Annotated in this window: 26 protein-coding genes; 2 read left to right on the top strand and 24 right to left on the bottom strand. The window is 40.5% G+C overall.

What is annotated here, in order from left to right; all coding sequences use genetic code 11:
• Positions 1 to 39: 39 nt before the first annotated feature.
• Both H5089_RS08780 and proB read right to left on the bottom strand, forming a co-directional pair.
• Complete coding sequence (locus H5089_RS08780; RefSeq protein WP_182712017.1) at positions 40 to 1,287, bottom strand: glutamate-5-semialdehyde dehydrogenase; 1,248 nt, start codon at positions 1,285 to 1,287, stop codon at positions 40 to 42.
• On the bottom strand, positions 1,284 to 2,390 hold the full coding sequence (gene proB / locus H5089_RS08775) for a glutamate 5-kinase (RefSeq protein WP_024600220.1): 1,107 nt from the start codon (positions 2,388 to 2,390) through the stop codon (positions 1,284 to 1,286). Before proB ends, H5089_RS08780 begins: the two co-directional genes overlap by 4 nt.
• An 870-nt stretch (positions 2,391 to 3,260) precedes the next feature.
• Here proB and H5089_RS08770 point away from each other — a divergent pair.
• Complete coding sequence (locus H5089_RS08770; RefSeq protein ID WP_182712016.1) at positions 3,261 to 5,108, top strand: sodium:proton antiporter; 1,848 nt, start codon at positions 3,261 to 3,263, stop codon at positions 5,106 to 5,108.
• A 69-nt stretch (positions 5,109 to 5,177) separates the two neighbouring features.
• Here H5089_RS08770 and H5089_RS08765 read toward each other — a convergent pair whose 3' ends face one another.
• The 21 genes from H5089_RS08765 to rpsJ form a co-directional block, all read right to left on the bottom strand.
• On the bottom strand, positions 5,178 to 5,816 hold the full coding sequence (locus tag H5089_RS08765; protein ID WP_039489024.1) for a tetratricopeptide repeat protein: 639 nt from the start codon (positions 5,814 to 5,816) through the stop codon (positions 5,178 to 5,180).
• A gap of 111 nt (positions 5,817 to 5,927) precedes the next feature.
• On the bottom strand, positions 5,928 to 7,241 hold the full coding sequence (locus H5089_RS08760) for an adenylosuccinate synthase (protein ID WP_024597266.1): 1,314 nt from the start codon (positions 7,239 to 7,241) through the stop codon (positions 5,928 to 5,930).
• Between the two features lie 214 nt (positions 7,242 to 7,455).
• On the bottom strand, positions 7,456 to 8,334 hold the full coding sequence (hflC, locus tag H5089_RS08755; protein ID WP_002957880.1) for a protease modulator HflC: 879 nt from the start codon (positions 8,332 to 8,334) through the stop codon (positions 7,456 to 7,458).
• A 5-nt stretch (positions 8,335 to 8,339) separates the two neighbouring features.
• Positions 8,340 to 9,509, bottom strand: a complete 1,170-nt coding sequence (gene hflK / locus H5089_RS08750) for an FtsH protease activity modulator HflK (RefSeq protein ID WP_002957881.1) — start codon at positions 9,507 to 9,509, stop codon at positions 8,340 to 8,342.
• A gap of 100 nt (positions 9,510 to 9,609) precedes the next feature.
• Entirely contained in the window at positions 9,610 to 10,899 is a 1,290-nt protein-coding gene (gene hflX / locus H5089_RS08745; protein WP_024597267.1) for a ribosome rescue GTPase HflX, read from the bottom strand.
• A gap of 15 nt (positions 10,900 to 10,914) precedes the next feature.
• The gene (gene hfq / locus H5089_RS08740) at positions 10,915 to 11,178 is read right to left on the bottom strand and encodes an RNA chaperone Hfq (RefSeq protein WP_024597268.1); all 264 of its coding nucleotides are present in this window, start codon (positions 11,176 to 11,178) and stop codon (positions 10,915 to 10,917) included.
• A gap of 78 nt (positions 11,179 to 11,256) precedes the next feature.
• On the bottom strand, positions 11,257 to 12,174 hold the full coding sequence (gene miaA, locus H5089_RS08735) for a tRNA (adenosine(37)-N6)-dimethylallyltransferase MiaA (protein WP_182712015.1): 918 nt from the start codon (positions 12,172 to 12,174) through the stop codon (positions 11,257 to 11,259).
• A gap of 10 nt (positions 12,175 to 12,184) precedes the next feature.
• Complete coding sequence (gene mutL, locus H5089_RS08730) at positions 12,185 to 14,032, bottom strand: DNA mismatch repair endonuclease MutL (protein WP_182712014.1); 1,848 nt, start codon at positions 14,030 to 14,032, stop codon at positions 12,185 to 12,187.
• Positions 14,033 to 14,068: 36 nt separating this feature from the next.
• The gene (locus H5089_RS08725) at positions 14,069 to 15,412 is read right to left on the bottom strand and encodes an N-acetylmuramoyl-L-alanine amidase (RefSeq protein WP_182712013.1); all 1,344 of its coding nucleotides are present in this window, start codon (positions 15,410 to 15,412) and stop codon (positions 14,069 to 14,071) included.
• Between the two features lie 27 nt (positions 15,413 to 15,439).
• On the bottom strand, positions 15,440 to 15,907 hold the full coding sequence (tsaE, locus tag H5089_RS08720; protein ID WP_182712012.1) for a tRNA (adenosine(37)-N6)-threonylcarbamoyltransferase complex ATPase subunit type 1 TsaE: 468 nt from the start codon (positions 15,905 to 15,907) through the stop codon (positions 15,440 to 15,442).
• Positions 15,908 to 16,530: 623 nt separating this feature from the next.
• Positions 16,531 to 16,788 (bottom strand): 30S ribosomal protein S17, encoded by a 258-nt coding sequence (gene rpsQ, locus H5089_RS08715; protein ID WP_002957888.1) that lies wholly within the window; start codon positions 16,786 to 16,788, stop codon positions 16,531 to 16,533.
• Positions 16,788 to 16,979: a 50S ribosomal protein L29 gene (gene rpmC / locus H5089_RS08710; protein ID WP_002957889.1), complete on the bottom strand. Its 192-nt coding sequence runs from the start codon at positions 16,977 to 16,979 to the stop codon at positions 16,788 to 16,790. Before rpmC ends, rpsQ begins: the two co-directional genes overlap by 1 nt.
• Complete coding sequence (rplP, locus tag H5089_RS08705) at positions 16,979 to 17,392, bottom strand: 50S ribosomal protein L16 (RefSeq protein ID WP_002957890.1); 414 nt, start codon at positions 17,390 to 17,392, stop codon at positions 16,979 to 16,981. The genes rpmC and rplP overlap by 1 nt, the downstream gene beginning before the upstream one ends.
• Positions 17,393 to 17,404: 12 nt before the next feature.
• On the bottom strand, positions 17,405 to 18,106 hold the full coding sequence (gene rpsC / locus H5089_RS08700) for a 30S ribosomal protein S3 (RefSeq protein ID WP_002957891.1): 702 nt from the start codon (positions 18,104 to 18,106) through the stop codon (positions 17,405 to 17,407).
• 11 nt (positions 18,107 to 18,117) lie between these two features.
• Entirely contained in the window at positions 18,118 to 18,450 is a 333-nt protein-coding gene (gene rplV / locus H5089_RS08695) for a 50S ribosomal protein L22 (RefSeq protein ID WP_002957892.1), read from the bottom strand.
• Positions 18,451 to 18,463: 13 nt separating this feature from the next.
• Positions 18,464 to 18,742, bottom strand: coding sequence for a 30S ribosomal protein S19 (rpsS, locus tag H5089_RS08690; protein ID WP_004588689.1), 279 nt, complete (start codon positions 18,740 to 18,742; stop codon positions 18,464 to 18,466).
• Between the two features lie 15 nt (positions 18,743 to 18,757).
• Positions 18,758 to 19,582 (bottom strand): 50S ribosomal protein L2, encoded by an 825-nt coding sequence (gene rplB, locus H5089_RS08685; protein ID WP_002957895.1) that lies wholly within the window; start codon positions 19,580 to 19,582, stop codon positions 18,758 to 18,760.
• 15 nt (positions 19,583 to 19,597) lie between these two features.
• Positions 19,598 to 19,900, bottom strand: coding sequence for a 50S ribosomal protein L23 (gene rplW, locus H5089_RS08680; RefSeq protein ID WP_002957896.1), 303 nt, complete (start codon positions 19,898 to 19,900; stop codon positions 19,598 to 19,600).
• The gene (gene rplD, locus H5089_RS08675) at positions 19,897 to 20,502 is read right to left on the bottom strand and encodes a 50S ribosomal protein L4 (RefSeq protein WP_002957897.1); all 606 of its coding nucleotides are present in this window, start codon (positions 20,500 to 20,502) and stop codon (positions 19,897 to 19,899) included. The genes rplW and rplD overlap by 4 nt, the downstream gene beginning before the upstream one ends.
• A gap of 17 nt (positions 20,503 to 20,519) precedes the next feature.
• Entirely contained in the window at positions 20,520 to 21,155 is a 636-nt protein-coding gene (gene rplC, locus H5089_RS08670; RefSeq protein WP_002957898.1) for a 50S ribosomal protein L3, read from the bottom strand.
• Positions 21,156 to 21,182: 27 nt separating this feature from the next.
• A complete protein-coding gene (rpsJ, locus tag H5089_RS08665) occupies positions 21,183 to 21,494 on the bottom strand; it encodes a 30S ribosomal protein S10 (RefSeq protein WP_002957900.1) in 312 nt (103 codons plus the stop codon).
• A gap of 417 nt (positions 21,495 to 21,911) precedes the next feature.
• On the opposite strand from rpsJ, the gene plsB reads away from it, so the two are divergent.
• Positions 21,912 to 24,350 carry a glycerol-3-phosphate 1-O-acyltransferase PlsB gene (gene plsB / locus H5089_RS08660; protein ID WP_182712011.1) on the top strand — a complete coding sequence of 813 codons (2,439 nt, stop codon included), beginning with the start codon at positions 21,912 to 21,914 and terminating at the stop codon, positions 24,348 to 24,350.
• Positions 24,351 to 24,370: 20 nt separating this feature from the next.
• Here plsB and tesB read toward each other — a convergent pair whose 3' ends face one another.
• Complete coding sequence (gene tesB, locus H5089_RS08655) at positions 24,371 to 25,228, bottom strand: acyl-CoA thioesterase II (protein ID WP_024597275.1); 858 nt, start codon at positions 25,226 to 25,228, stop codon at positions 24,371 to 24,373.
• Between the last annotated feature and the right edge of the window lie 61 nt (positions 25,229 to 25,289).

The following is a 25,289-nucleotide window of genomic DNA, read 5'->3' as shown; positions in this document are numbered from 1 at the left end:
ATAAATATGCTCGGCTTTTTATGGACTTAATTTTTGCGGTTACTCGCGAACTTGGCCAACTCCATTAACTAAATACTTTTCTGTCGTTAGTGATTCGAGGCCCATAGGACCGTATGCATGTAGCTTGGAAGTAGCTATTCCAATCTCTGCACCTAGGCCCAATTGTGAGCCATCAGAAAAACGAGACGATGCGTTAACCATTACTACAGAAGCATCAACACTACGTTGGAATAACTCTGCAGCAGCTTCATTTTTAGTACAAATTACTTCTGTATGGTTTGATCCAAACTGTGCAATGTGTTCAACCGCTGCCGTAAAGTTTGGTACAACGCGAATAGCGATTTCTAGGTCTAGATATTCTTCACCAAATTCGTTATCAGCTAGGACTGTTGCGTTATCAAAGTATTTAGCTGCAAAGCTGTCAGCATTTATTTTTACACCTTCTTGGCGTAATACAACTGCACACAAATTTAAAAACTCATCTGCCACATCTTGATGCACAACTAAACCTTCTAGTGCATTACAAACACCGGTACGCTGGGTTTTACCGTTAAGCAGTAAGTTAAGCGCAATTTCTAGGTCGGCATCTTTATCTACATATAGATGACAAACGCCTTTGTAATGCTGAATTACTGGGATCGTACTGTTTTCAGTAACAAAGTTAATTAAACCCTCGCCGCCGCGTGGAATGATTAAATCAATGCTTTCGCGTTGCTGCATCAGTTCCATTAACAGCGCACGGTCTGGATCTGGAATCACTGAAATAAGTGATACCGGTAAGTTGTGCTTCTCAAGTACGCTGTGCATTACACTTGCGATAGCTTGTGAACTTTTAAGTGCTTCTTTGCCGCCACGTAAAATTACGCCATTACCTGATTTAAAACATAATGCACCAGCGTCTGCTGTCACATTCGGGCGTGCTTCGTAAATCATACATACAACACCAAGAGGTACTCGCATTTTGCGAATTTTAATACCATTTGGGCGCTCAGTAATATCACGTAGCTGACCAACAGGATCATCTAGGCTTACTATTACTTCAATGCCTTCTGCCATTGCTTCAATGCGCTCATCGTTTAGCGTTAAGCGGTCTATCATTGAGGCTGCTAAGTTATTGTCGCGTGCTGCGCTTAGGTCACTCTCGTTTTCTTTGATTATAAATGCTTTTTGCTCTCTTAGTGCCGCTGCCATTTCAACTAGTACTTGATTTTTAGTCTCGGTGTCGAGTAAAGCAAGTGTATGGGCAGCTTTAGCTGTCTGGCGTGAAATGTCCGTAATTAAGCTCATGACTTCTCCAATAATGCGATATGTTTTTCAGATATAACTGGTCCAATTGAATCCTGCATTTTTTCGCTGAATTCACTCTGTTCGTTGTCTGCAATAAAGTTTAACAAACAGCTACTATAATTTGCGGTCGCTTTAGCTAAACGCGTACCGTCTTCACTACGTACTAAAATAGTATCACCAACAGCAAATTCACCATGGACTTCCATGATTTCGTCACCACGAATACAGCCGCTTTCCCCTTCCAGGGATTCATCAAATGATCCATCAACAACAACTTCACCTTGCTCGTTTGCTGTGTGTGTCATCCAATGCACAGAATCCTGCATCGGTTTTTCGTACGGTAAAAATACGCTACCAGGATTTTCCCCAGCTAGCAATTTCGTAAATGTTTCTTCTTTAAAGCCGTTTATAATATAAGTTGCTATACCATGTGACGTTGCTTTTTCTGCCGCTTCTATTTTAGTTTTCATACCACCAGTACCAACGGCACTTGTAGCACATCCTGCCATAGCATAAATAGATTCATCAATTGATTTTATTTCAGGCAGTAACACCGCATCATCATGTAAGTTAGGGTTTTTATCATATAGCCCGTCAACATCTGAGAATATTAATAAAGCATCAGCGTCGGCAGCTGCTGCAACCATTGCTGATAAGTTATCGTTATCACCCACTCTTAAGTCGTCGGTAGTTACAGCATCATTTTCATTAATGATAGGAAGAACACCATGCTCAAGTAAAGTAAACACTGTTTCACGAATACTTTGGTAACGCTCTCGATCACGTAAATCACCGTGCGTTAATAATAGCTGCGCAGATGGAAAGTCAAAAAAGCGGTCCCACATGGCGATCATTTCTGTTTGACCTGCTGCTGCCATTGCTTTTTTCATCACCACAGAACGAGGTTTGTCTGAAGGGAATAAATGCGCTCCAGCCGCTACAGAACCCGATGATACTAAAATCACCTCAATTCCACGGGCACGACAACGAACAATGAACTGTGCGATGGTTAATATGTAACGCGAACGGCAGCCATCTTGATCTGGTGCAATTAATGCACTACCTACTTTAAGTACGATACGTCGCCAATTTAACTTTTGCATAAATGCTCAACTTTCCATTTTATCTGCGCTCATCTTAATTAGACGAGCTAAAACTAAGTAGCTAGGTTTAAAACATAGCTTCGAATTTTGCTTTTCATTTAGGCAACACTTTTTTACACACACGCAAAAACCACATCTAAAACAAGAAGCTTAGATTTAAGGTTAAGTATAAAGTAGCAACAACCCAATAATATTGAGCAGCACTAATCAAAAAATTTAAAAGTGTTGTTTATGCATCGCTGTAAAAAGCTGTGTGTGGCTTTTTTATTAACAACATACATAGAGCCTCTAAAGTCTGATACACCAACAGATAGGGTGAAGACCAAAGGACCGAGATTTAACCGCCACGATGGGGGTTAAACATTGAAAGTAATAGTTCAACTCAAACCTTTATTTACTTAAATAATTAAATAAACTTGTTTAGCAAAACCATACCAAGAGTTCGGCAAATGAAATTATATAGTGTTCGAATACTAGTAACACCACTAATGCATGATTATAAAGGTTAAAAATGACGTTAAGATTAACAAACCACTTTTACTTCCAATAAACTTCATTAGATAACTAATCATTAGAACACGAAGCATATTACACTAAATACCCCTTAAAAATCAAGGTTAAAATTCGAGCGAAGCTAATTCCTCCTCGTTTGTGGTGTTAGATTGTTATTAAAATTCAACCAATTAAACAATTAATACAGCCTAAAATAAGGCGGCTTAACACGCGCAAAATAATTTAAGCCTACTAATCTTCTATAAGCAGCTAAAATTGATTAGTAATATTTGAATTTCCCGTGTATACCCCTGTATTAATAATTAACAAAAGTTATACTTTCTAAACAAACCGTCATAAATAAGGAATTCTTAATCTATGTCAGCAATTTACATAGCCGGTATCGCACTTTGCTCTGTGCTTGCCCAATGGGTCGCGTGGGCTTTTAGAGTGCCCGCTATTCTTTTCTTATTGCTTACTGGTCTTTTACTTGGGCCATTTAGTGGTGTTTTAGACCCTGATGCATTGTTAGGTGATTTACTGTTTCCAGTTGTATCACTAAGTGTTGCCATCATTTTATTTGAAGGATCCTTAACTCTGCATTTCAGAGAGCTAAAAGGAATCGGAAAAGTTGTAAGAAACCTTTGCTCCATCGGCATGCTTACTACCTGTATTATTATTAGCCTCAGCGCCTATTGGTTGCTTGAACTTAATTGGCGTGTAGCTGCGGTATTAGGTGCAGTGCTAGTTGTAACAGGCCCTACTGTTATAGCACCGCTATTAAACTCAATGCGCCCAACACAAGACATTGACCGCATACTTCGATGGGAAGGTATTGTAATAGACCCGATCGGCGCATTATTCGCTGTATTAGTATTTGAAGCCGTAATGCTGGTAGGCCAAGGCGAAGTATTTAGCCACACTATTATTGCTTTAGTTAAAACCCTAGGTGTTGGATTAAGTATTGGTGTTGCTGCTGGTTGGTTAACAACACTATTAATGCGCCGCGAGTGGCTACCATTTGAATTACATAAGTTTGGTATATTGGCATTAGTACTCATTAGTTTTTCTGTATCAAACTATTTAAGCCATGAATCAGGCCTATTAGCAGTGACTGTATTTGGTATTTGGCTTGCTAACCAAGACGATTTAGAAATAGATTCTGTACTTGAGTTCAAAGAAGACTTGTCGATGATATTAATATCAACGCTGTTTATTTTACTTGCAGCACGCTTACAGCTCTCTGATTTAATGATGCTCGACAGCGATGTATTTATATTTTTAGCTATCGTGCTTTTTGTTGCTCGGCCACTGTGTATTGCTATTTCGACCTTTGGTACTGACTTACCAATGAAGTCTCGTTTGGTACTTGCCTGGATAGCTCCACGCGGTATAGTCGCCGCAGCCGTTGGGTCAGTATTTGCGCTTAGCATGATGGAGTCTGGTGTTGCGGATGCTGAAAAAATGGTACCTCTTATATTTACAGTAATTATAATTACCGTTGTACTACAGAGCTTAACCGCCATTCCTGTCGCCAAGCTATTAGGTGTACGCCAGCCATCGCCAAATACAATATTAATTATTGGTGCAAACCATGTATCGCGTGCAATCGGCCGAGGCTTACAAGAGCAAAACATTCCGGTTCACCTGTCAGATCCTGCATGGGAAAACTGCAGAATGGCACGTATGGATGGTTTAGCTTGTTATTATGGTAACCCGCAATCAGAGCATGCTGAACGCTACTTACCTCTAACAACGATTCGTAGTGTATTAGCATTATCGCCAAATCGTCATCATAATGCGTTAGGTGTTCAATACTTTTCGCATTTACTTAATGAGAAAAATGTATTTTCGCTACGCTCATCAACGTCGCATGCAAAAGCAAATAAAGACAGCGCAACGTTTTTATCTAGACAAATACTGTTTGGAGACGAAGGCTCGTATGCACGTTTAAGCAGTATTATAGCTAAAGGCGGTAAGGTTAGTTCAACACGTATCTCGGATGAGTTTAGCTGGGAACAATACTTAGAAATGAACCCTGAGGCTATCCCTTTATTTATTCTCAAAGGTGATAAAGACAGTGATGACGATACACCAATTAAGCTAAGACCGTTTACAATCAACATGGAAAAACCGCCGCAAGAAGGCGAACGCGTTGTTGCTTTACAGCCGCCTAAAATGTCAGTTTTAAAAGACCCGCAAACAAAGACTAAAGAAGACAGTTAAATACTTTTACAGTCTGTAAAAACTAAAAAACCCTAACTTAAAAAGTTAGGGTTTTGTTTTTAACAGCCATTAAATAGGAAGGCGAGCTCGAGCAACCACACTATCTGGCATTTTTTGCGCTAACTTAGTCAGCGCTCGCTCAATTTTTCTATGAGTCGCTTTATCTGCCACCATAGAATTAAATAGCCAACGATAGGCATCTTCAAAATCACGCGGGCTGCCATAACCATCATTAAATAATTTAACTAAACGTAGTTGTGCTTTTAAATTGCCTTGCGACGAGGCTTCACGCAAATAGGTAATTGCCATTGCTTTATCTTGCTGAACTAAGCGACCAGTGTCGTAGTATCGTCCCAATTGCTCTAGCGCTGCCGCTAAGCCTTGCTCAGCTGCTTTTCGCATGTAATACACACCTAACTCTACATTGCGATCAACGCACACGTTATAAGCCAGCATATCGCCGTATAAAAATTGATAAGACGGCAATGCCATTTTATTGGCTCGTGCTTCTATATCTTGCACCAACTGGCAATCATCTGCCTTTACGCGCGCTAAATGCGTATTTTTATTTATTAACGCAATTAGCTCTGATTCTGTATATAGCGGCACAGCAGCAGGGCTTTCTGTAGCTAAGCTGTTGGTTGCTATAAATAAAGACAGCGGTATTAACGAAAGCCTTAGTACGCAATTACGATTAAATAAACGCATGTTCACCACTTATATAAATAAACTTATTAAATAATATACAAAGATCGTTCCAAGGTGAATTTTAGACACAAAAAAAGCTGCACGAAGCAGCTTTTTTTAATCTAATGGTAATTACGCAAACGGATTGCGAAGCACCATAGTTTCTACACGGTCAGGACCTGTAGAAATAATATCAATTGGAACACCCGTAATTTCTTCAATACGTTTGATGTAGTCAATCGCAGCTTTTGGTAAACCGTCAAGACTAGTTACACCAACAGTGTTTTCTGACCAACCTGGCATTTCTTCGTATACTGGTGTTACTTTATCGTAACCTTCAGCCGCTAATGGTGTTACGTTAGTAACTGTGCCATCTTCAAGCTTGTAACCAGTACAGATTTTAAGTGTTTCTAAGCCATCTAAAACATCAAGCTTAGTTAAACAAAAACCTGAAATACTGTTGATTTGAACTGCACGGCGCATAGCCACTGCATCTAACCAACCAGTACGACGAAGTCGACCTGTTGTAGCGCCAAACTCATGGCCTTTATCACCTAGGTGCTTACCAACTGGATCTTGTTTATCAAGACCGTCGTAAAGCTCTGTAGGGAAAGGACCTGAACCAACACGTGTAGTGTACGCTTTAATAATACCTAAAACGTAATCAAGGTTTAATGGACCAAAACCTGCACCAGTCGCAACGCCACCAGCGGTAGTGTTTGAAGATGTTACATAAGGGTAAGTACCGTGATCTATATCAAGTAACGTACCTTGTGCACCTTCAAATAAAATGTTTTCGCCTGCTAAACGCGTTTGATCTAAAAGCTCAGTTACATCTACAACCATTGCTTTTAAGATATCAGCAACAGCCATTGCATCATCAAACGTTTTTTGGAAATCTACAGCATCTACTTTGTAGTAGTTAACTAAAGTGAAGTTGTGGTACTCAAGCACTTCTTTTAATTTAGCTGCAAATACTTCAGGATTAAATAAATCGCCTACGCGTAAACCACGACGTGCTACTTTATCTTCGTACGCAGGACCGATTCCACGGCCAGTTGTACCAATAGGCTTATCGCCACGAGCTGTTTCGCGGGCTACATCTAATGCAACATGGAAAGGCAAGATTAGCGGACATGCTTCACTTATTAAAAGACGCTCGCGTACTGGTACGCCGCGCTCTTCAAGCATGCCAATTTCTCTCATTAGCGCTTCTGGTGATAAAACTACACCATTACCAATCACACATTTAACATTGTCACGTAATACACCCGATGGAATAAGGTGTAGAACCGTCTTTTCACCTTCGATAACTAAAGTATGACCCGCATTGTGGCCACCTTGATAACGAACTACTAAAGATGCTTTGTCTGTAAGGAGATCAACTACCTTACCCTTTCCTTCGTCACCCCATTGGGTGCCTAATACAACAACGTTTTTACCCATCGTAAATTCACTTAGAGAAAATTAGGACGAGATTTTACCAGAAAACTAAAGTAAAGATCACCCCTGTTCAGCTTATTTTTTCTGCGGGCAATTGTTATATCCAAATATTGACCAATAACCACATAAATAACAGTGATTTAACGCACTAGTTTGTATTTAACAAAAAGCCCCGCAAATGCGAGGCTTTTTAACTTTTAAATAATTAACGTAAAGTCTATTGAGCTTTAGCGCCTTTCATATATTGGAAGAAGTCGCTATCTGGTGAAAGCACCATAACATCTTGCTTATCTTTAAAAGTCTTTTTGTAAGCTTCAAGTGAACGTACAAAACTAAAGAACTCAGGGTCTTTGTTATACGCATTAGCATAAATGCCTGCAGCATCAGCATCGCCTTGACCACGTACAGAACGTGCATTACGCTCAGCATCAGCAAGCATTACAGTTACTCGACGGTCAACTCCCGCACGAATAGTCTCTGCTTTTTCCTGACCTTCAGAACGGTGCTCTTTTGCAACCGCAGTACGCTCAGCGCGCATACGTTGGTAAATAGAGCTACTCACTTCTTGTGGTAAGTTGATTTGCTTAACACGTACGTCTAGTACTTCAATACCTAGCTCACGTGCACTTTCAGAAGCTTGTACTAACGCTTCTTCCATCAACTCGCTACGCTCACCTGATACAATTTCGCGAATTGTACGTGTACCAAAGTTTGTACGAAGACCATTGTTTACTTTTTGCTTAAGTAGCGTTTCAGCATATTGCTTATCGCCACGAGCACGTAAGTAAAAAGCACTAAAGTCATTAACTCGCCATTTTACAAACGAATCAACAATTAAGTCTTTTTTCTCGCTAGTAACAAAGCGATCTGGCGCACCATCTAGCGTTTGAATACGTGCATCAATACGGCGTACTTGGCTAAAAAATGGTACTTTAAATTGTAGGCCTGGGCCATATACAATCGCTTTGTCGTCGCTATCTTTTTGTACTTTACTGAATAACATTACAATTGCTTTTTGCCCTTCAGGTACAACAAATACCGATGAGAAAGACATAACAATGGCAGCTAATAGTATTACTAAACTAAAGTTTTTCATTATGATTATCTCCCATCATTGAAGCGGTCGTTGTTAAAGCGGTCATTGCCACTATTAACAGAGCTATTGCGCGACGTATTAACTTTATTACGTAAGTCTTGAATATCACTTGAACTTGGAAGTGCAACTCGTGTTGCGGTTCCTTGCTTGTCCATGATTTTATCAAGAGGTAAATACATCATGTTATTGCCGCCTTTAACATCAACCAATATTTTAGAACTACTCCCTAACACTTCTTCCATTGCATCAATGTATAAGCGCTCACGAGTAACTTCTTTAGCTGCTTGATATTCAGGTAAAAGCTTTTCAAAGCGAGCTACCTCACCTTGTGCTTCCAATGTAATGCGCTCTTGATAACCTTCCGCTTCTTGAGTCATACGCGTTACTTGACCACGAGCACGCGGTTCAATTTCACGAGCATATGCTTCTGCTTCACGGATGAAACGTTCTTCATCTTCTTGTGCAGCAATTGCATCATCAAATGCATCTTTAACTTCAGTTGGTGGACGAGAGTCTTTAAAGTTCACGTCAGTAACAATTAAACCTAAGTTATATGGTTCGATAATCTTATTAAGCTCATCCCATGTATTTTGACGAACAACCTCACGGCCATTAGTTAATACTTGGTCCATTTTTGCATGGCCCACAACATAACGCAGTGCACTGTCTAGCGCTTCTTCTAAGCTACTATCAGCGTTAGTTACGCTAAATTCATAAAGGTATGGGTCAATAACACGGTATTGCACCTGAAACTCAACGCTAACTACGTTTTCGTCTTCAGTAAGCATAAAACCAGAAGCCGATAGTGAACGAACAGCTTCAATATCTACTGGGATTACCGTTTCGATGAAAGTCATTTTCCAGCGCAAACCAGGATCAGCAATTCGGTCATATTTACCAAATTGTAGAACCACACCACGCTCGGCTTCTTTAACCGTATAAATACCACTTAACGCCCATACAATAACGGCGATAATAAGTATGAATGAAATACCGGCTCCGCCAAGTCCACCGCCGCTACCATTGCCGGATTTTTTCCCGCCAAATAAGCCGCTGAACTTGTTACTAAACTTGCGGAACACCTCGTCTAAATCAGGTGGGCCTTGATCACGTCCGCCTTTATTATTCCACGGATCTTTGTCATTGCCATTATTACCCGGTTCATTCCAGGCCATAGCTATACTCCATTGTTATCTAAATAAATTAGGAAATTGTGTTAAATCTAACAAATCTACCGCGTTTCTCATACAAAAACCGACATTAAAACGTCAATTTTTAATTACGGTTGATAAAACCAGCAATTTCAGGACCAAATTCTTTAATTAAACGATTCCACTCAACCATTGGCATTCTAACATCTAACAGCCAATTACCTTGCTCATCAAATTGCTCTTCATGCACTGCATTTAAACTGAACAATGCAGCTCTTAAGCGACCATACAATGGCGTAAGAAATAATGTTTCGTTAAACATCTTCTTAGCTAGTAACTCACTGATAGCCTCGCTAAGTAATTCACACCCTTCACCAGTCTGAGCGCTAAGCCATACTCTTATAGGTTGACCTTCGTCATCTCGATCAATACGTGGGCTTACGTTATCCAGCGCATCAATTTTATTATAAATTAATAGCTGTGGTACTTCATCGGCCTCAATTTCTTTAAGCACCGATTGTACTTGTTCAATATTTTCTTGCAGACGTGAGTCTGCGGCATCAATTACATGTAACTGCAAATCAGCTTCGCGAGTTTCAGTAAGCGTTGCTTTAAAAGCAGCAACTAAGTCATGTGGTAGGTGACGAATAAAGCCCACTGTATCAGCTAAGATAACAGGGCCAACATCACCTAACTCAAGCTTACGTAGAGTCGGATCAAGCGTGGCAAACAACTGATCGGCCGCGTATACATCTGAATTTGTAATTCGATTAAATAACGTAGATTTACCCGCATTGGTATAACCAACTAATGAAACTGTAGGTATTTCGTTGCGAGTACGAGCTCGCCTACCTTGTTCGCGTTGCACTGCAACTTTAGCTAAACGTGCACGAATATTTTGAATACGGGCACGAAGTAATCTTCTGTCAGTTTCAAGTTGAGTTTCACCAGGACCACGTAAACCAATCCCGCCTTTTTGACGTTCAAGGTGAGTCCAGCCTCGAATTAATCGAGTCGACATATGGCGAAGTTGAGCCAATTCAACTTGCAGCTTACCCTCGTGGGTACGTGCGCGCTGGGCAAAAATATCAAGAATTAGCGTCGTTCTATCAAGCACACGACATTGACAAACGCGCTCTAAATTACGCTCTTGTGATGGCCTGAGTTGATGATTAAAAATTACGACATCTGCTTTGTGGATTTTGACAATCTCAGCTATTTCCTCTGCTTTACCGGTACCGACGAATAGTTTCGGATGTGGTGCTTGACGGCTGCCTTGCACAACCGCCAAACTACTAACACCAGCAGAAGATACCAACATTTCTAATTCGTGAAGATCTTCACGATCTCCTTCTTTAGGCAAGTCGATATGAACTAAAATTGCCTGTTCGCCGGATTCATAGCGGTCAAACAAACATTATGCTCCTAATTAAAAGTTTCCAGCTTCTGCCTCTTCAGTGTCTTCACTCCCTTGAACTGCTTGGAAGTTAACTGCGCGAGCAGGGACAACTGTAGAAATTGCATGCTTATAAACCATTTGATTTACGGTGTTCTCTAGTAAAATAACAAATTGGTCAAATGACTGAATTTTGCCTTGTAATTTTATGCCATTTACCAAAAAGATTGATACTGGAATGCGCTCACGTCGTAGTGCATTCAAAAATGGGTCTTGTAACGATTGGCCTTTTGCCATGTTATTGTTCCTTCGTTCTAGGTGTTATTATAATTAAGTGGCTGAACTTATTTGATAAAAAACAATATTCAACTACTACTAGCTTAGCGAACTTACTACACGATGCAAGTTTTCTTCGTCGCCTGTTGTTAACCAAGTAACATCAGGCCAACTACGAAGCCACGTTAACTGCCGTTTTGCCAGCTGACGTGTTGCTGCGATGCCACGAAAAACCATTTCATCATGGTTTGTTTCACCCGCAAGGTAATCCCACATTTGTCTATAACCAACACAACGAATAGAAGGCATATTGGGGTGTAAATCCTTACGTAGATATAGGGTCGAAACTTCATTTTCAAACCCCTGATCAATCATTATTTTAAACCTTTCTTCAATTCGGCGGTGTAATTCACTGCGTTCTTGCGGTGCAATCGCAAATTGATGAAAAGTATAAGGTAAAGCCGGCTGTTTTTGCATTTGCAACTCAGTCATGGTCTTACCAGTTAACCTGTAAACCTCTAAAGCCCGATTAATTCTTTGTGAGTCATTTTCACTTATTTTTTCGGCTGCTTTTGGGTCAACTTTAACTAATTCTTTATATAAATGAGGCCAGCCAAATTCTTTAGCTTGCGCTTCTAGCTCTGCTCTTATCTCTGTATCTGCTTCAGGTAAAGGCGATAAACCATCAATTAAAGATTTGAAGTACAGCATTGTACCTCCAACCAATACAGGCACTTTACCTTTTCTGTGAAATTCGTCAATTTTTTGCACTGCATCGCGCCTAAAATCTGCAACTGAATACGTTTCACTCGGGTCAAGTAGATCAATTAAATGATGCGGAGCTTTGGCTAATTCTTCGGCATCAGGTTTTGCTGTACCAATGTCCATACCTTTATACACTAGCGCTGAATCTACGCTGATTATTTCTGTATTTAAATGCTCGCACAGCGAGATTGCCAATGCTGTTTTACCTGCTGCAGTTGGACCCATTAAAAATATAACTGGTAAATTACTCAACACTGATACCTTAATCTAATTGCGTTAAATAGTGATTTAGCTCTATTTTAACTGCTTTTTTACGCAAGCGTTCAATAGTTTGTGGATTATTTTGTAAGCGCATTTGTTGCGCTAAAAATACATTGCTTAAATAAAATCGGGTCGGCACGCATTTCATTTGCCATTCTAACCAATTCTCTATATTTTCAAGTTTTGCTTTACACGCATCAAGTAGCTCACCTACCGCTGCACTTACGTCAAGTAAATATAAACACGCTGGCAATTTTTTAACCATTACAAATTGTTTTTCTATTACAAGTTCAAAACCAAGTAAGGTAAACCACGATTGCTGGGATTCTATAAGTAAGCAATCTTCTTTTTCTAAGTTTACTCGCACTGGTAACAAAAGGGCTTTCCCTTCTAAACTTCCGAACTCTTTAATTTGATTATGCCAATCATCAACTAATGCATATTTAAAATGTGAGCAATACAATTGCTGCTCTTCACTAAAGACACACACTCCTTCACTAACACTTATAATAGAAACAGCTTTTAAGACATTATCCACAGATATGGACTGGTGTGGTGCAGCAGATATATTGGCTGCATTATCAAAATGCGCGGCGTGTTGCTCACTCACTCCTTGATAAAACGCATTTACGTCATGATGGCTCGTACTTGGTGCAGCACGGTATGCACCGCCAACACTTCTAGTACCTGAGGACGAACTTGAGCAACCAGCACTTCCAGAGGAAGAGGGCTGTAATTGCGATTTAGGGTAATCAAACACTCCTTCGCTTTCTATATTATTAGCACTGCTATGAGACGACTCAATGAACGCTGGCGTGAGTTCTGCTGCTGTGCTCGCTGATTCGTTAGTGAATTCGCCTTGCAATGGCACTACTACCTGCTTAATAGCTTGCAATATAAAATCATGAATTAACCGCCCTTGATGAAAACGCACTTCATGCTTAGCAGGGTGAACATTTACATCAACCTGCCGAGGGTCAATATCAATATAAATGACAAAACCGGGTAATTCTTGTGTTCCACTTACTTCTTCAAATGCCTGGCGTATAGCATGCAAAATAAGCTTATCGCGCATCATGCGATTATTCACATAAGTGTACTGAGTCGTATTAGCTGAGCCTACAGGTAGCACCCAACCATGCAACTGTAAACCGCCTTCTCCTGATTGAATATGCAAACCTTGCTCGGCAAAGTCCTTGCCTGCAACTTGTGCTACGCGTGTTATAGCCTGAGAGGGATCAGTTTTGGCACGATACTGCCTTACTACTTTTTCGTTGTGAGTTAGTGTAATAGAGACATCAAAGCGACTAAGCGCAATACGCTTTATCAACTCATCAATATGGCTAAATTCAGTTTTTTCGGTGCGTAAAAATTTACGACGTGCTGGAGTATTAAAAAATAAATCTTTTACTTCAATGGTTGTGCCATCGGGATGCGCTACAGGTTTTACTTGAACGGCCATGTCGCGGCCTTCTGCAAAAGCTTGCCAAGCCGCTTCTTGCTCTTTTGGTTTTGAGCTCAGCGTTAAACGCGACACAGAACTAATTGACGCAAGTGCTTCCCCTCTAAAACCAAGTGAGCAAATGTTTTCAAGGTCATCAAGTGATTTTAATTTACTTGTCGCGTGGCGAGAAAGTGCGAGCGTTAGCTCATTTTTACTTATCCCTGCGCCATTATCACGAATACGAATAAGTTTGTGGCCGCCGCGCTCAATATCAATTTGAATACGCGTTGCGCCAGCATCTAAGCTATTTTCAACAAGCTCTTTTACTACCGACGCTGGGCGCTCAACCACTTCGCCTGCGGCAATTTGGTTGGCTAAACGCGCGGGTAATATTTCAATATTCATGAGACTTCCTAGCAAACATTGCGCTAATAATAATGACTAACTTTGAGGTATATCGAGCTCTTGCCCAATAAATAAGGTATTAGAACTAAGCTTATTAACTTGTTTTAATTTATTGACTGTAACGCCATAGCGACTCGCTAACATACTTAAAGATTCACCGGGGCGTACTTTATGCTTTGTTGGATATTGCGACTTTAATTTAGCAAATAAAGAATCATCCGGCGGATTTTTCAAATAATAATTTTTAATTGAAGTAAATATCGCTTTAGCTAAACGCTCTTGATGATTAGGGCTTTTAAGTAGCTTTTCTTCTCGCGGGTTAGATATAAACCCCGTTTCTACCAAAATAGATGGAATATCTGGTGATTTTAGTACTGCAAGGCTCGCATGCTGGGGATCTTTTTTATGCAGTTTGGCAACCTTACGAAGCTCTTTAACCACTTCATCAGCTACATTTAAGCCAGTTTTCATAGAGTGGTCCATCGACATATCAAGCAACGCTTGTGCTAGATATTTTTCATTGGCGGCATCTTTCATTACATCAGCAGCGCCACCTAAAAGCTCGGAGTGTTTTTCTTTATCTTCTATCCATTTACCTATTTCTGAATTAGCACGTCTTAATGATAAAACCCACACAGAGGCACCATTTGGCCCAGGGCTTGTAAATGCATCAGCATGAATAGAAACAAAAAAATCTGCCTTTTTTTCACGGGCTCGATTAGTACGGGTATTTAATTTTACAAAATAGTCACCGCTTCGTACCATGCGCGAAATCATGCCACGTTCGCCATCAATCATGCGCTCTAAACGTTTCGCAATTTGCAGTGTAACTGTTTTTTCGTAGGTGCCTGATGGCCCAATTGAACCAGGATCTTCGCCGCCATGCCCCGCATCAATCGCAATAACAATGTCGCGCTCTTGGCTTAGTTGACGGTTTTTAGCGGCTGTTTGAGCAGGAGAAGCAACTGTAGTAGCTTGGCTTTTATTATATAAATCAACAACGAGTCTATTTTTATAAGGGCCTGTAGGTGCGAGGGCAAATACCACTGGCTTTATTGGCGCGCTTAATTCAAATACTAAACGTACGCTTTGTTTATTTTTAGGTTTTGAGTAACGTAATTTGCTTACTATTTGATGTTTCGGGGGCACACCTGGCAATGTTTTTAACTCGCTAGTATTTTCTAAATCAATCACTAGGCGGCTAGGGTTTTTAAGCATGAAATAGCTAAAGTCGGGCTTATCATTTAAATCAAATACCACGCGCGTACTATCTGGAGACGGCCATACACGCACACTATTGATTGTGTTTTTAGCCCATAGCGGCAAGCTTATGGTGATAACCATAAGATAAATAAAAAGTTTAACTACACCTCGGCTCATTGGATAATTACTGCCTTAACTATATTATTATTGATTATTTAGTTTTTCGACAATTGCTATACCGCGCTCACTCGCACTATTTATAACAATTTTACGTTCGTTACCCACATAGCTTAGAGTAATATCTAAATCAGGCACAGGAATAAATTCACCACCCTTTTCAGGCCATTCAACAACACAAATTGCGTCTGCTGAGAAATAATCGCGTATTCCCATGTATTCGAGTTCTTCAGGATCACCTAAGCGGTATAAGTCAAAATGATAAACATTTGCACGCTCAAGCTCATAAGGTTCTACTAGTGTATAGGTCGGGCTTTTAACCTTACCTGTATGGCCAAAGCCTTGCACTACACCTCGTGTAAACGTTGTTTTACCAGCACCTAAATCACCATGTAAATAAATAACCGCACCTTGCTCTATAATATCAGCAACGCGATTACCCATTGTAACCGTGGCAATCTCATCAGTTAAATGAAATTCAAAACTACGCGTCATTATTACCTCAAAAATTCATTCAAAAGCGCATATTTGCTAATCATACCAGAATATTCATTTAAGGCGATAAATTGAGGTTTTAGACATAAAAAAACCAGACAAGCGAATGATTAAGTTATATTTGAATATCTATTTTCGATACCTTAAAACTGTAACATTGAAATAAAGTAAGAGAAAAGTAACGCTACGGCTTATATGCCTATAGCAAGTATTAAAGTTACTGAGATATGTAAGCTTATAATCAAACTTTTATGATTCAGCCACTAGTTCTGATACTAAAAAATATATAGCAACAACGGAGTTGATGACACAAACCAGAAAACTACCCTGCATGCTTTTGTATTTCTGATAAAAAGATAATACCAATTCGCTTAATTAAGTGATCTATTTTGAGGCTGGAAAAACGTGTTGATAGCTAGGCAAAAAATTCGCTATTTAGTTGTTCTAAATGAGCATTTTTTAAAGCAGGTAGCGACACGTTTAGCCCCACAAAATGATTAAGTATTATTGCGGATTGGTATAAGTCCTAAATGTGTAAACACGTTTCAAGACAAGGCAGTTCCAGAAAACAAAAAGCCCCGGCTAATGCCAGGGCTTTTTTACAAAACTAACTTAATTAAAAATTAAGCTTGTTTTGGACTAGAAATAACGTCTACTAAAGTCCAAGATTTATTCTTAGAAATTGGTGCGCATTCACGGATAGTAACTACGTCACCCGCTTTTGCTGTGTTATTTTCGTCATGTACGTGTAACTTAGTCGTACGTTTAATGAATTTCCCATAGATTGGGTGCTTCACATAACGTGCGATAGCGATAGTGAAAGATTTTTCCATCTTGTCGCTGATTACACGGCCTTGAAGAGTACGAATTTTATCGCTCATTATTGACCTGCCTTCTGGTTAATAACTGTTTTTACACGCGCGATATCGCGGCGTACTGTTCTTAGCGTGTGTGTCTGAGCTAACTGACCAGTGCTAGCTTGCATGCGCATATTAAATTGCTCACGAAGTAGTCCTAGAAGTTCAGCATTAAGCTCTTCTACGCTTTTATCTTTTAGTTCGCTAGCTTTCATCACATTACCGTCCGAGTTACGAAAGTTGTTTTGAATGGCAGTTTACGAGCAGCAAGGTCAAACGCTTCACGAGCAAGCTCTTCTGAAACACCTTCCATTTCGTAAAGTACTTTACCAGGCTGAATTTCAGCAACCCAATATTCAACAGAACCTTTACCTTTACCCATACGAACTTCAAGAGGTTTTTCTGTAATCGGTTTGTCAGGGAAGACACGAATCCAGATTTTACCTTGACGTTTCACGTGACGCGTCATAGCACGACGAGCTGCTTCGATTTGACGAGCAGTCATACGGCCACGGCCAGTTGCTTTCAATCCGAAAGTACCGAAGCTTACTTTGTTACCGTTTTGCGCTAAACCGCGGTTGCGGCCTTTGTGCATTTTACGGAATTTTGTACGTTTTGGCTGTAACATTACTCGCTACCTCTACTTAGCACTTTTCTTGGCTTTCTTTGGTGCGCGTTTAGCTGGCTTCTCTTGCTCTTGTACTAGTGGTAAACCACCAATAACTTCGCCTTTGAAGATCCAAACTTTAACACCAATGATACCATAAGTGGTTAAGGCTTCAGAAGTTGCGTAATCGATATCAGCACGAAGAGTATGTAGAGGTACACGACCTTCACGATACCATTCTGAACGTGCGATTTCAGCGCCGCCAAGACGACCGCTAACTTCAACTTTAATCCCTTTAGAACCGATGCGCATTGCATTTTGTACCGAACGCTTCATAGCGCGACGGAACATAACACGACGTTCTAGTTGAGAGGCAATGCCGTCTGCTACTAGTTGTGCATCTAGTTCTGGTTTACGTACTTCAGAGATATTAATCTGAGCAGGTACACCAGCGATTTTAGTTACCGCTTGACGTAATTTTTCTACGTCTTCGCCTTTTTTACCGATAACAACACCCGGACGAGCCGTGTGAATTGTTACTCGGATTGATTTTGCTGGACGCTCAATAACGATTTTAGACACAGAAGCCGTTTTTAATTCCTTAGTAAGGAATGTACGAACTTTGTGATCGCCAAAAAGCTGTGCAGAGAAATCTTTTGAACTCGCGTACCAGGTAGAAACCCAAGGTTTAGATATACCTAGGCGAATACCAGTAGGATGAACTTTTTGTCCCATTACTTATACTCCTAGCTATCTGAAACCATAACAGTGATATGGCTTGTACGCTTAAGGATGCGATCTGCGCGTCCTTTAGCACGAGGCATAATACGTTTCATTGTAGGACCATCGTCCACAAAGATCGTTGTTATACGAAGCTCATCAATGTCAGCACCTTCGTTATGCTCTGCGTTAGCAATAGCAGACTCAAGTACTTTCTTAACTAATACAGCCGCTTTCTTAGGGCTGTACGCCAGGATTTCTAGTGCGCGATCTACAGGTAACCCGCGGATCTGATCTGCAACTAGACGTGCTTTTTGCGCCGAACCAGAGGCGAATTTATGTTTAGCTAATGCTTGCATTTATCTTCCCCTCTTATCGTTTCTTCGCTTTCTTATCCGCAGCATGGCCACGGTAAGTGCGAGTTGGTGCAAATTCACCTAGTTTGTGACCGATCATTTCGTCAGAAACGAAAACTGGTACGTGCTGGCGACCATTATGGACAGCAATGGTCAATCCGATCATGTTAGGTATGATCATTGAACGACGGCTCCAAGTTTTAATTGGCTTTTTCTCACCGCTTTCCAAAGCTTTCTCTACCTTCTTCAGCAAGTGTAGGTCTATAAAAGGACCCTTCTTGAGAGAGCGTGGCATGGCTATTCCTCAATATTACTTAGTACGACGACGTACTATAAATTTATCCGTACGCTTGTTCTTACGCGTCTTCGCACCTTTAGTCGGTTTACCCCATGGAGACACAGGATGACGACCACCAGATGTACGACCTTCACCACCACCGTGTGGGTGATCTACCGGGTTCATGGCAACACCACGAACTGTCGGACGAATACCACGCCAGCGATTTGCACCTGCTTTACCAAGTGAACGAAGCATATGCTCAGCATTGCCTACTTCACCTAGAGTCGCACGACAATCAGATTCAACTTTACGAACTTCGCCTGAACGAAGACGTAATGTTACATACTGACCATCACGAGCAAGGATTTGAACGTATGCACCAGCAGAACGTGCGATTTGAGCACCTTTACCTGGTTTTAATTCTACGTTGTGAACAGTCGAACCTACAGGCATATTACGCATTGGTAATGCATTACCAGGTTTGATTGGTGCATCAACACCAGACTGGATTGCATCGCCAGCTTTTAAGCCTTTTGGTGCGATAATGTAACGACGCTCACCGTCTGCATATAATACAAGAGCGATGTTTGCGCTACGATTTGGATCGTATTCTAAACGTTCAACAGTAGCTGGAATGCCATCTTTAGTACGTTTAAAATCGATTAAACGGTAATGTTGTTTATGACCACCACCGATATGACGAACCGTAATACGACCATTGTTATTACGACCACCTGATTTAGAGTTTTTCTCTAAAAGTGGTGCGTATGGCTTACCCTTATGTAGATCAGAGTTAACCACTTTAACTAGGTGACGACGGCCCGCAGAAGTAGGCTTACACTTTTGAAGTGCCATAATTCTATCCCCTTATTACTCGGCGCCGCCGACAAAGTCTAGCTCGCTGCCTTCTTTAAGAGTAACGTAAGCTTTTTTCCAGTCGCTACGACGACCGAAACGTGCGCCAGTACGTTTTGTTTTACCCTTAACGTTAAGTGTGCGAACACCCGTTACTTCTACTTCAAAAAGCTTCTCAACTGCTACTTTAATTTCAGCTTTAGTTGCGTCATTTACTACTTTAAAAACAATAGTATTGTTTTCTTCAGCAGCAATTGTGCTTTTTTCAGAGATATGTGGAGCAAGGATCACTTTTAAAAGACGTTCTTCGCGAATCATGCTAGCGCCTCCTCAAGTTGCTTAACAGCAGCGGCTGTAATAAGTACCTTATCGAAAGCAATTAAGCTTACAGGATCGATACCAGCTACATCACGTGTGTCAACCTTATAAAGGTTACGTGCCGATAAGAAAAGATTTTCATCTACTTCTTCAGTCACGATAAGAACATCTTTAAGCTCAAGTTCTTTAAGCTTAGCAACTAGTTCTTTAGTTTTTGGTGCTGCTAGAGCAAAACTTTCAACAACGATTAAACGCTCTTGACGAACTAATTCAGATAAGATGCTTTTAATCGCACCACGGTACATTTTACGGTTTACTTTTTGGCTGTGGTCTTGTGGTTTAGCTGCAAAGCTAACGCCACCTGAACGCCAAATTGGGCTACGGATTGTACCGGCACGTGCACGGCCAGTACCTTTTTGAGCCCATGGTTTTTTACCACCACCGCTTACTTCAGAACGTGTCTTCTGAGCACGAGTACCTTGACGAGCACCTGCTGCGTATGCAACAACTACTTGGTGTACTAATGCTTCGTTAAACTCACGTCCAAAAGTAGCTTCAGAAACTTCAAGACCGCCAGAAGCGTCTTTAATTGCTAATTCCATCACTAAATCTCCAGGACTTATGCTTTAACAGCTGGTTTAACGATAACGTCACCGCCAATAGCTCCAGGTACTGCACCCTTAACTAAAAGCAAATTACGCTCAGCGTCAACGCGAACTAGTTCTAAGTTTTGAGTCGTTACACGCTCAGCACCCATATGACCGGCCATTTTCTTACCTTTAAACACCTTACCAGGTGATTGGTTTTGACCGATTGAACCAGGAGCACGGTGAGATAGAGAGTTACCATGTGTAGCGTCTTGCATGCTGAAATTCCAGCGCTTAACACCACCTTGGAAACCTTTACCTTTAGAAGTACCGGTTACGTCAACCTTGTTGATTTCGTTGAATAATTCAACAGTAAGCTCAGCGCCTACTTCAAAATCGCCTTCACCACCGTTAAGGCGGAATTCCCACAGACCGCGACCCGCTTCAACACCAGCTTTAGCGAAATGACCCGCTTTAGCTTTGTTTACACGACTTGCTTTTTTAGTGCCTGCGGTTACTTGAAGCGCGTTATAACCGTCTGTTGCGTCAGATTTGATCTGAGCAATGCGGTTAGGTGTCGCTTCAATAACTGTCACAGGGATAGATACACCATCTTCAGTGAAGATTCGTGTCATACCCACTTTACGACCGACTAGACCTAATGCCATTTTCCTAAAACCTCTCTAATCTTTCGATTAACCCAGGCTGATTTGAACATCAACACCAGCAGCAAGATCTAAACGCATAAGCGCGTCTACAGTCTTGTCAGTTGGTTCTACGATGTCTATCAGACGTTTATGGGTGCGGATCTCGTACTGATCACGCGCATCTTTATTAACGTGCGGTGAAGTTAGTACAGTAAAACGTTCAAAGCGTGTAGGTAGTGGGATTGGACCACGTACTTGTGCGCCAGTGCGTTTCGCAGTTTCCACGATTTCTGCCGTTGATTGGTCAATCAAACGGTGGTCAAAAGCTTTTAGGCGAATACGAATGCGTTGATTTGACATTCTTAACCTCAATATAAAGAGCATATAAAAGAGCATAAAAAAACGACCGAAACAATCTTAAAACTTAAGATGTCGGCTGTTTGATTATATCTACGTTGAGTTCCAAATCGGAACTCCTGTTTATTAGCTTGAAATCCAAGCTTAATTTATCCTTTCTAATTCCCAGAGGAATTTTGAAAGCCTGCGTATTATAGAGGTATTGGTGATAAATGCAACAACTATTTAGAAACAATGTAATGAATACTAATTTGATTAAATATGCGTCCATACATGTTCAATAGCTATACTTGAACTAATGCTTTTGATGCTAGTCAACAAACAACTAAACATCTTAATTGCGCAAACTAAGGGATTTTTAGATATTATGGTATCCTGTTGCGCTAATTTTGCCCTTAATACTCTCAATATGGTGAGTCGATGCGTATTTTTAATTATTGTTTAAATGTTATGTCTGCTGGATTTAGTCGCTTATTTGTGAAAAGCAAAGTGCTGCCAGAAAATCCTATTAAACAGTATGATCTAAACCCTGAGTACCCTACATTTTACATAGTGCGTTTAAATTCACGTTTTGATTTAGCCGCGCTGGCGCATGTTTGTAAAAAGAATGGCCTACCTAGCCCAACAGAAGAGCAAGTGCTAGGGACTCAAAATTTAGACCGTTTTATTGGTATTAAAAATCCTCCACCGTTATTTGGTGATGAAGCAAAACCAACCAATGCTTTAGCCCAAGGCAAGCAAATTATTGAGTACTTAATAAAAAGCGGTCAGCAAAACGTACAAGTGGTGCCTGTTACTATTTTATGGGGGCGCGATCCAGGTAAAGAAAAGCCAGGACTACGTACTTTAATTACACACTCTCTTACTCCAAGCTGGTTTAGAAAGTTTTTTGTGGTGTTATTTTCAGGGCGCGATAACTTTATTCGCTTTAGCCAACCACTCGACTTATCACTTTTAGTCAATGAAAAAGCCGATGTAAGTGAGTTACCTCATAAATTATTACGCGTAGCGCGTGTTCACTTTAAGCGCCAAAAGCTAGCTGCTACAGGCCCTAAAATGCCATCTCGTGAGCAATTGTTTAATTCATTATTAGCGTCACCTACTATAAAAAAAGCAATTCAAGATGAAGCTAACGCTAAAAACATTAGCCAAACAGAAGCTCGTCAAAATGCACTTAAGCTACTTGATGAAATAGCCGCTAATTACTCTGAAGCAATGATACGTGTGGCCGAAAGGTTTTTAACTTGGTTATGGAATAAGCTTTATAATGGTATTGATATTAAACACGCCGAACAAATTCATGAACTAACAGATAAAGGACATGAAATAATTTATATGCCTTGTCATCGCAGCCATATGGATTATTTACTGCTTACTTACTCTATTTATCATTTGGGTTTAGTACCTCCGCATATAGCTGCTGGTATAAATCTTAACTTTTTCCCTGCCGGAGGCATATTTAGACGCTCTGGTGCGTTTTTTATTCGCCGTTCATTTGCAGGTAATAAACTTTATTCTGCCATATTCAAAGAGTATTTAAGCCAACTGTTTATTAAAGGTTACTCTGTTAAGTTTTACACGGAGGGCGGTCGAAGCCGGACTGGACGCTTACTTCCGCCTAAAACGGGTATGCTATCTATGACATTACAAGCAATGCTACGCGGAATAGACAGACCAATATCTATTGTTCCTGTGTACATTGGCTACGAGCACGTCATGGAAATTAACACCTACCTTAAAGAGCTGGATGGTAAAGATAAAAAAGGCGAATCTATATTTGGTATTTTTAAGGCAATCAAAAACCTTAAAAACTACGGTCGTGGTAACTTAAACTTTGGCGATCCAATCTCTATTAACCAATACTTAAACGATAACCAACCTGATTGGCGTGATTCAATACACCCAACTGACGTGCAAAAGCCACAATGGTTAGCACCACAAGTAACTAAACTTGCCGACCAAGTAATGGTTAAAATTAATAATGCAGCGGCGCTTAATGCGGTTAACTTACTAGCGATGATATTGCTGGTTAACGATAAACAAGCATTGAGTAAACCAAAGCTATTAGCTCAGCTTGATTTTTATCTGCGCTTACAGCGTGATGCAAGCTACAGTAACAAAGTAACTACACCAGACGAAACTCCAGAGCAATTACTAACGCATGCATTAAAGCTTAATAAGTTTGAAGTTATCAGTGATGAGTTTGGCGAAATTATTACGATTAGCGATAAAGAAAAAGTACTGTTTAATTACTACCGAAACAATATTTTGCACTTGTTTGCAGTACCAAGCTTAATTGCACTACATCTATTTAAACAACACAGCACTACGATTGCTCAATGCCAACAACTTGTAAAAACATTTTATCCGCTATTTGCTAAAGAATGGTATTTACAGCCTCTTGATGAAAACTACATAACGCGTATTTTAGCTAACTTTGCTGATCAAAATTTAATTGAGTTTGATGGCGATAACATTCATATAACGGACAGTAATGACTGCCTAGCTAAGCTTGAAATGCTTGGACGAGCACTTAGCTTTACTCTACAACGTTACGCTATTGTAATTGGTTTTATTCAAACAAGTGATGGCATTGAAAAAGCAGAACTTGAAAGAGAAAGCCAAGTACTCGCACAACGTTTAGGTACACTGCACGGCATAAAAACACCTGAGTTTTTTGACAAAAAAGTACTTGTTAGTTTTATCGAAAACTTACGTGGTGAGTCATTAATAACAGAGGGTGATAAGGGCTTAGTAGGTAGCACACAACTATGTGAAACCTACGCACACCTTAAAACATTACTGCCAGCACGCGTCTGGCAGTCAATCAGCGATATAGTTCAAGATCAGTGTAACTAGCAATGCATTTACAGAAGGGGTTAGCGTTGACGCATAACCCCTTCTTGCATTGTTGAGGCAACCAAGTTGCCTTGGCGATCAAAAAACTGCCCCCGTACCAAACCACACCCATTACTCGCACTTGGACTATCAATTGAATACAAAATCCAATCATCCATTCTAAATGGACGATGAAACCACATTGCATGATCAATAGTAGCTACTTGCATATTTGGCTGCATAAACGATACACCATGAGGTTGCAATGCAGTTGGTAAAAACTCAAAATCAGACGCATACGCTAATAAGTAATTATGGATACGCTGATCGTCCGGCATTTCACCATTAGCTTTAAACCAAATATGCTTTACCGGCTCCATAACTTCTGGTTTAAACGGGTTATGAAAAGTAACCGGTCGCATTTCAATTGGCATTTCACGGGTAAACTTATTACGGATAACCTCTGGGATATGCGAAGCGTTATCTTGGTAAAACTCAAGCGATGAACGTAATTCCTCAGGTGCGGGAACATCAGGCATTGTCGCTTGATGCGATAACCCACTCTCTTCACCTTGGAATGACGCGGTCATATAAAAAATAGGTTTACCGTACTGAATTGCTTTGACTCGGCGCGTACTAAAGCTCTTACCATCACGAATAGTTTCAACGTCATAAACAATGGGTTTAGCCGGATCGCCTGGGCGTAAAAAGTAAGAATGTAATGAATGAACTATTCGCCCTTCAGGTAGAGTTTCTTTGGCAGCAGAAAGCGCCTGCCCCATTACTTGACCACCAAATACAGCACCAAAGCCTAAATCTTGGCTTTGTCCTCGATATAAACCTTGCTCAATTTCTTCAAGTGTTAACAACGACAATAAATCATCTAATACTTGGCTCATTATTTCTTCCTCATTACCCTAGTGTCCAAATGATACTATACAATAGTGGGAAGTAAATATT

Source organism: Pseudoalteromonas sp. SR45-1, assembly GCF_014163655.1.
GTDB lineage: Bacteria > Pseudomonadota > Gammaproteobacteria > Enterobacterales > Alteromonadaceae > Pseudoalteromonas > Pseudoalteromonas distincta.
The sequence above is the reverse complement of the archived record's forward strand: the minus strand, read 5'-3'. Positions and strand labels throughout refer to the sequence as shown.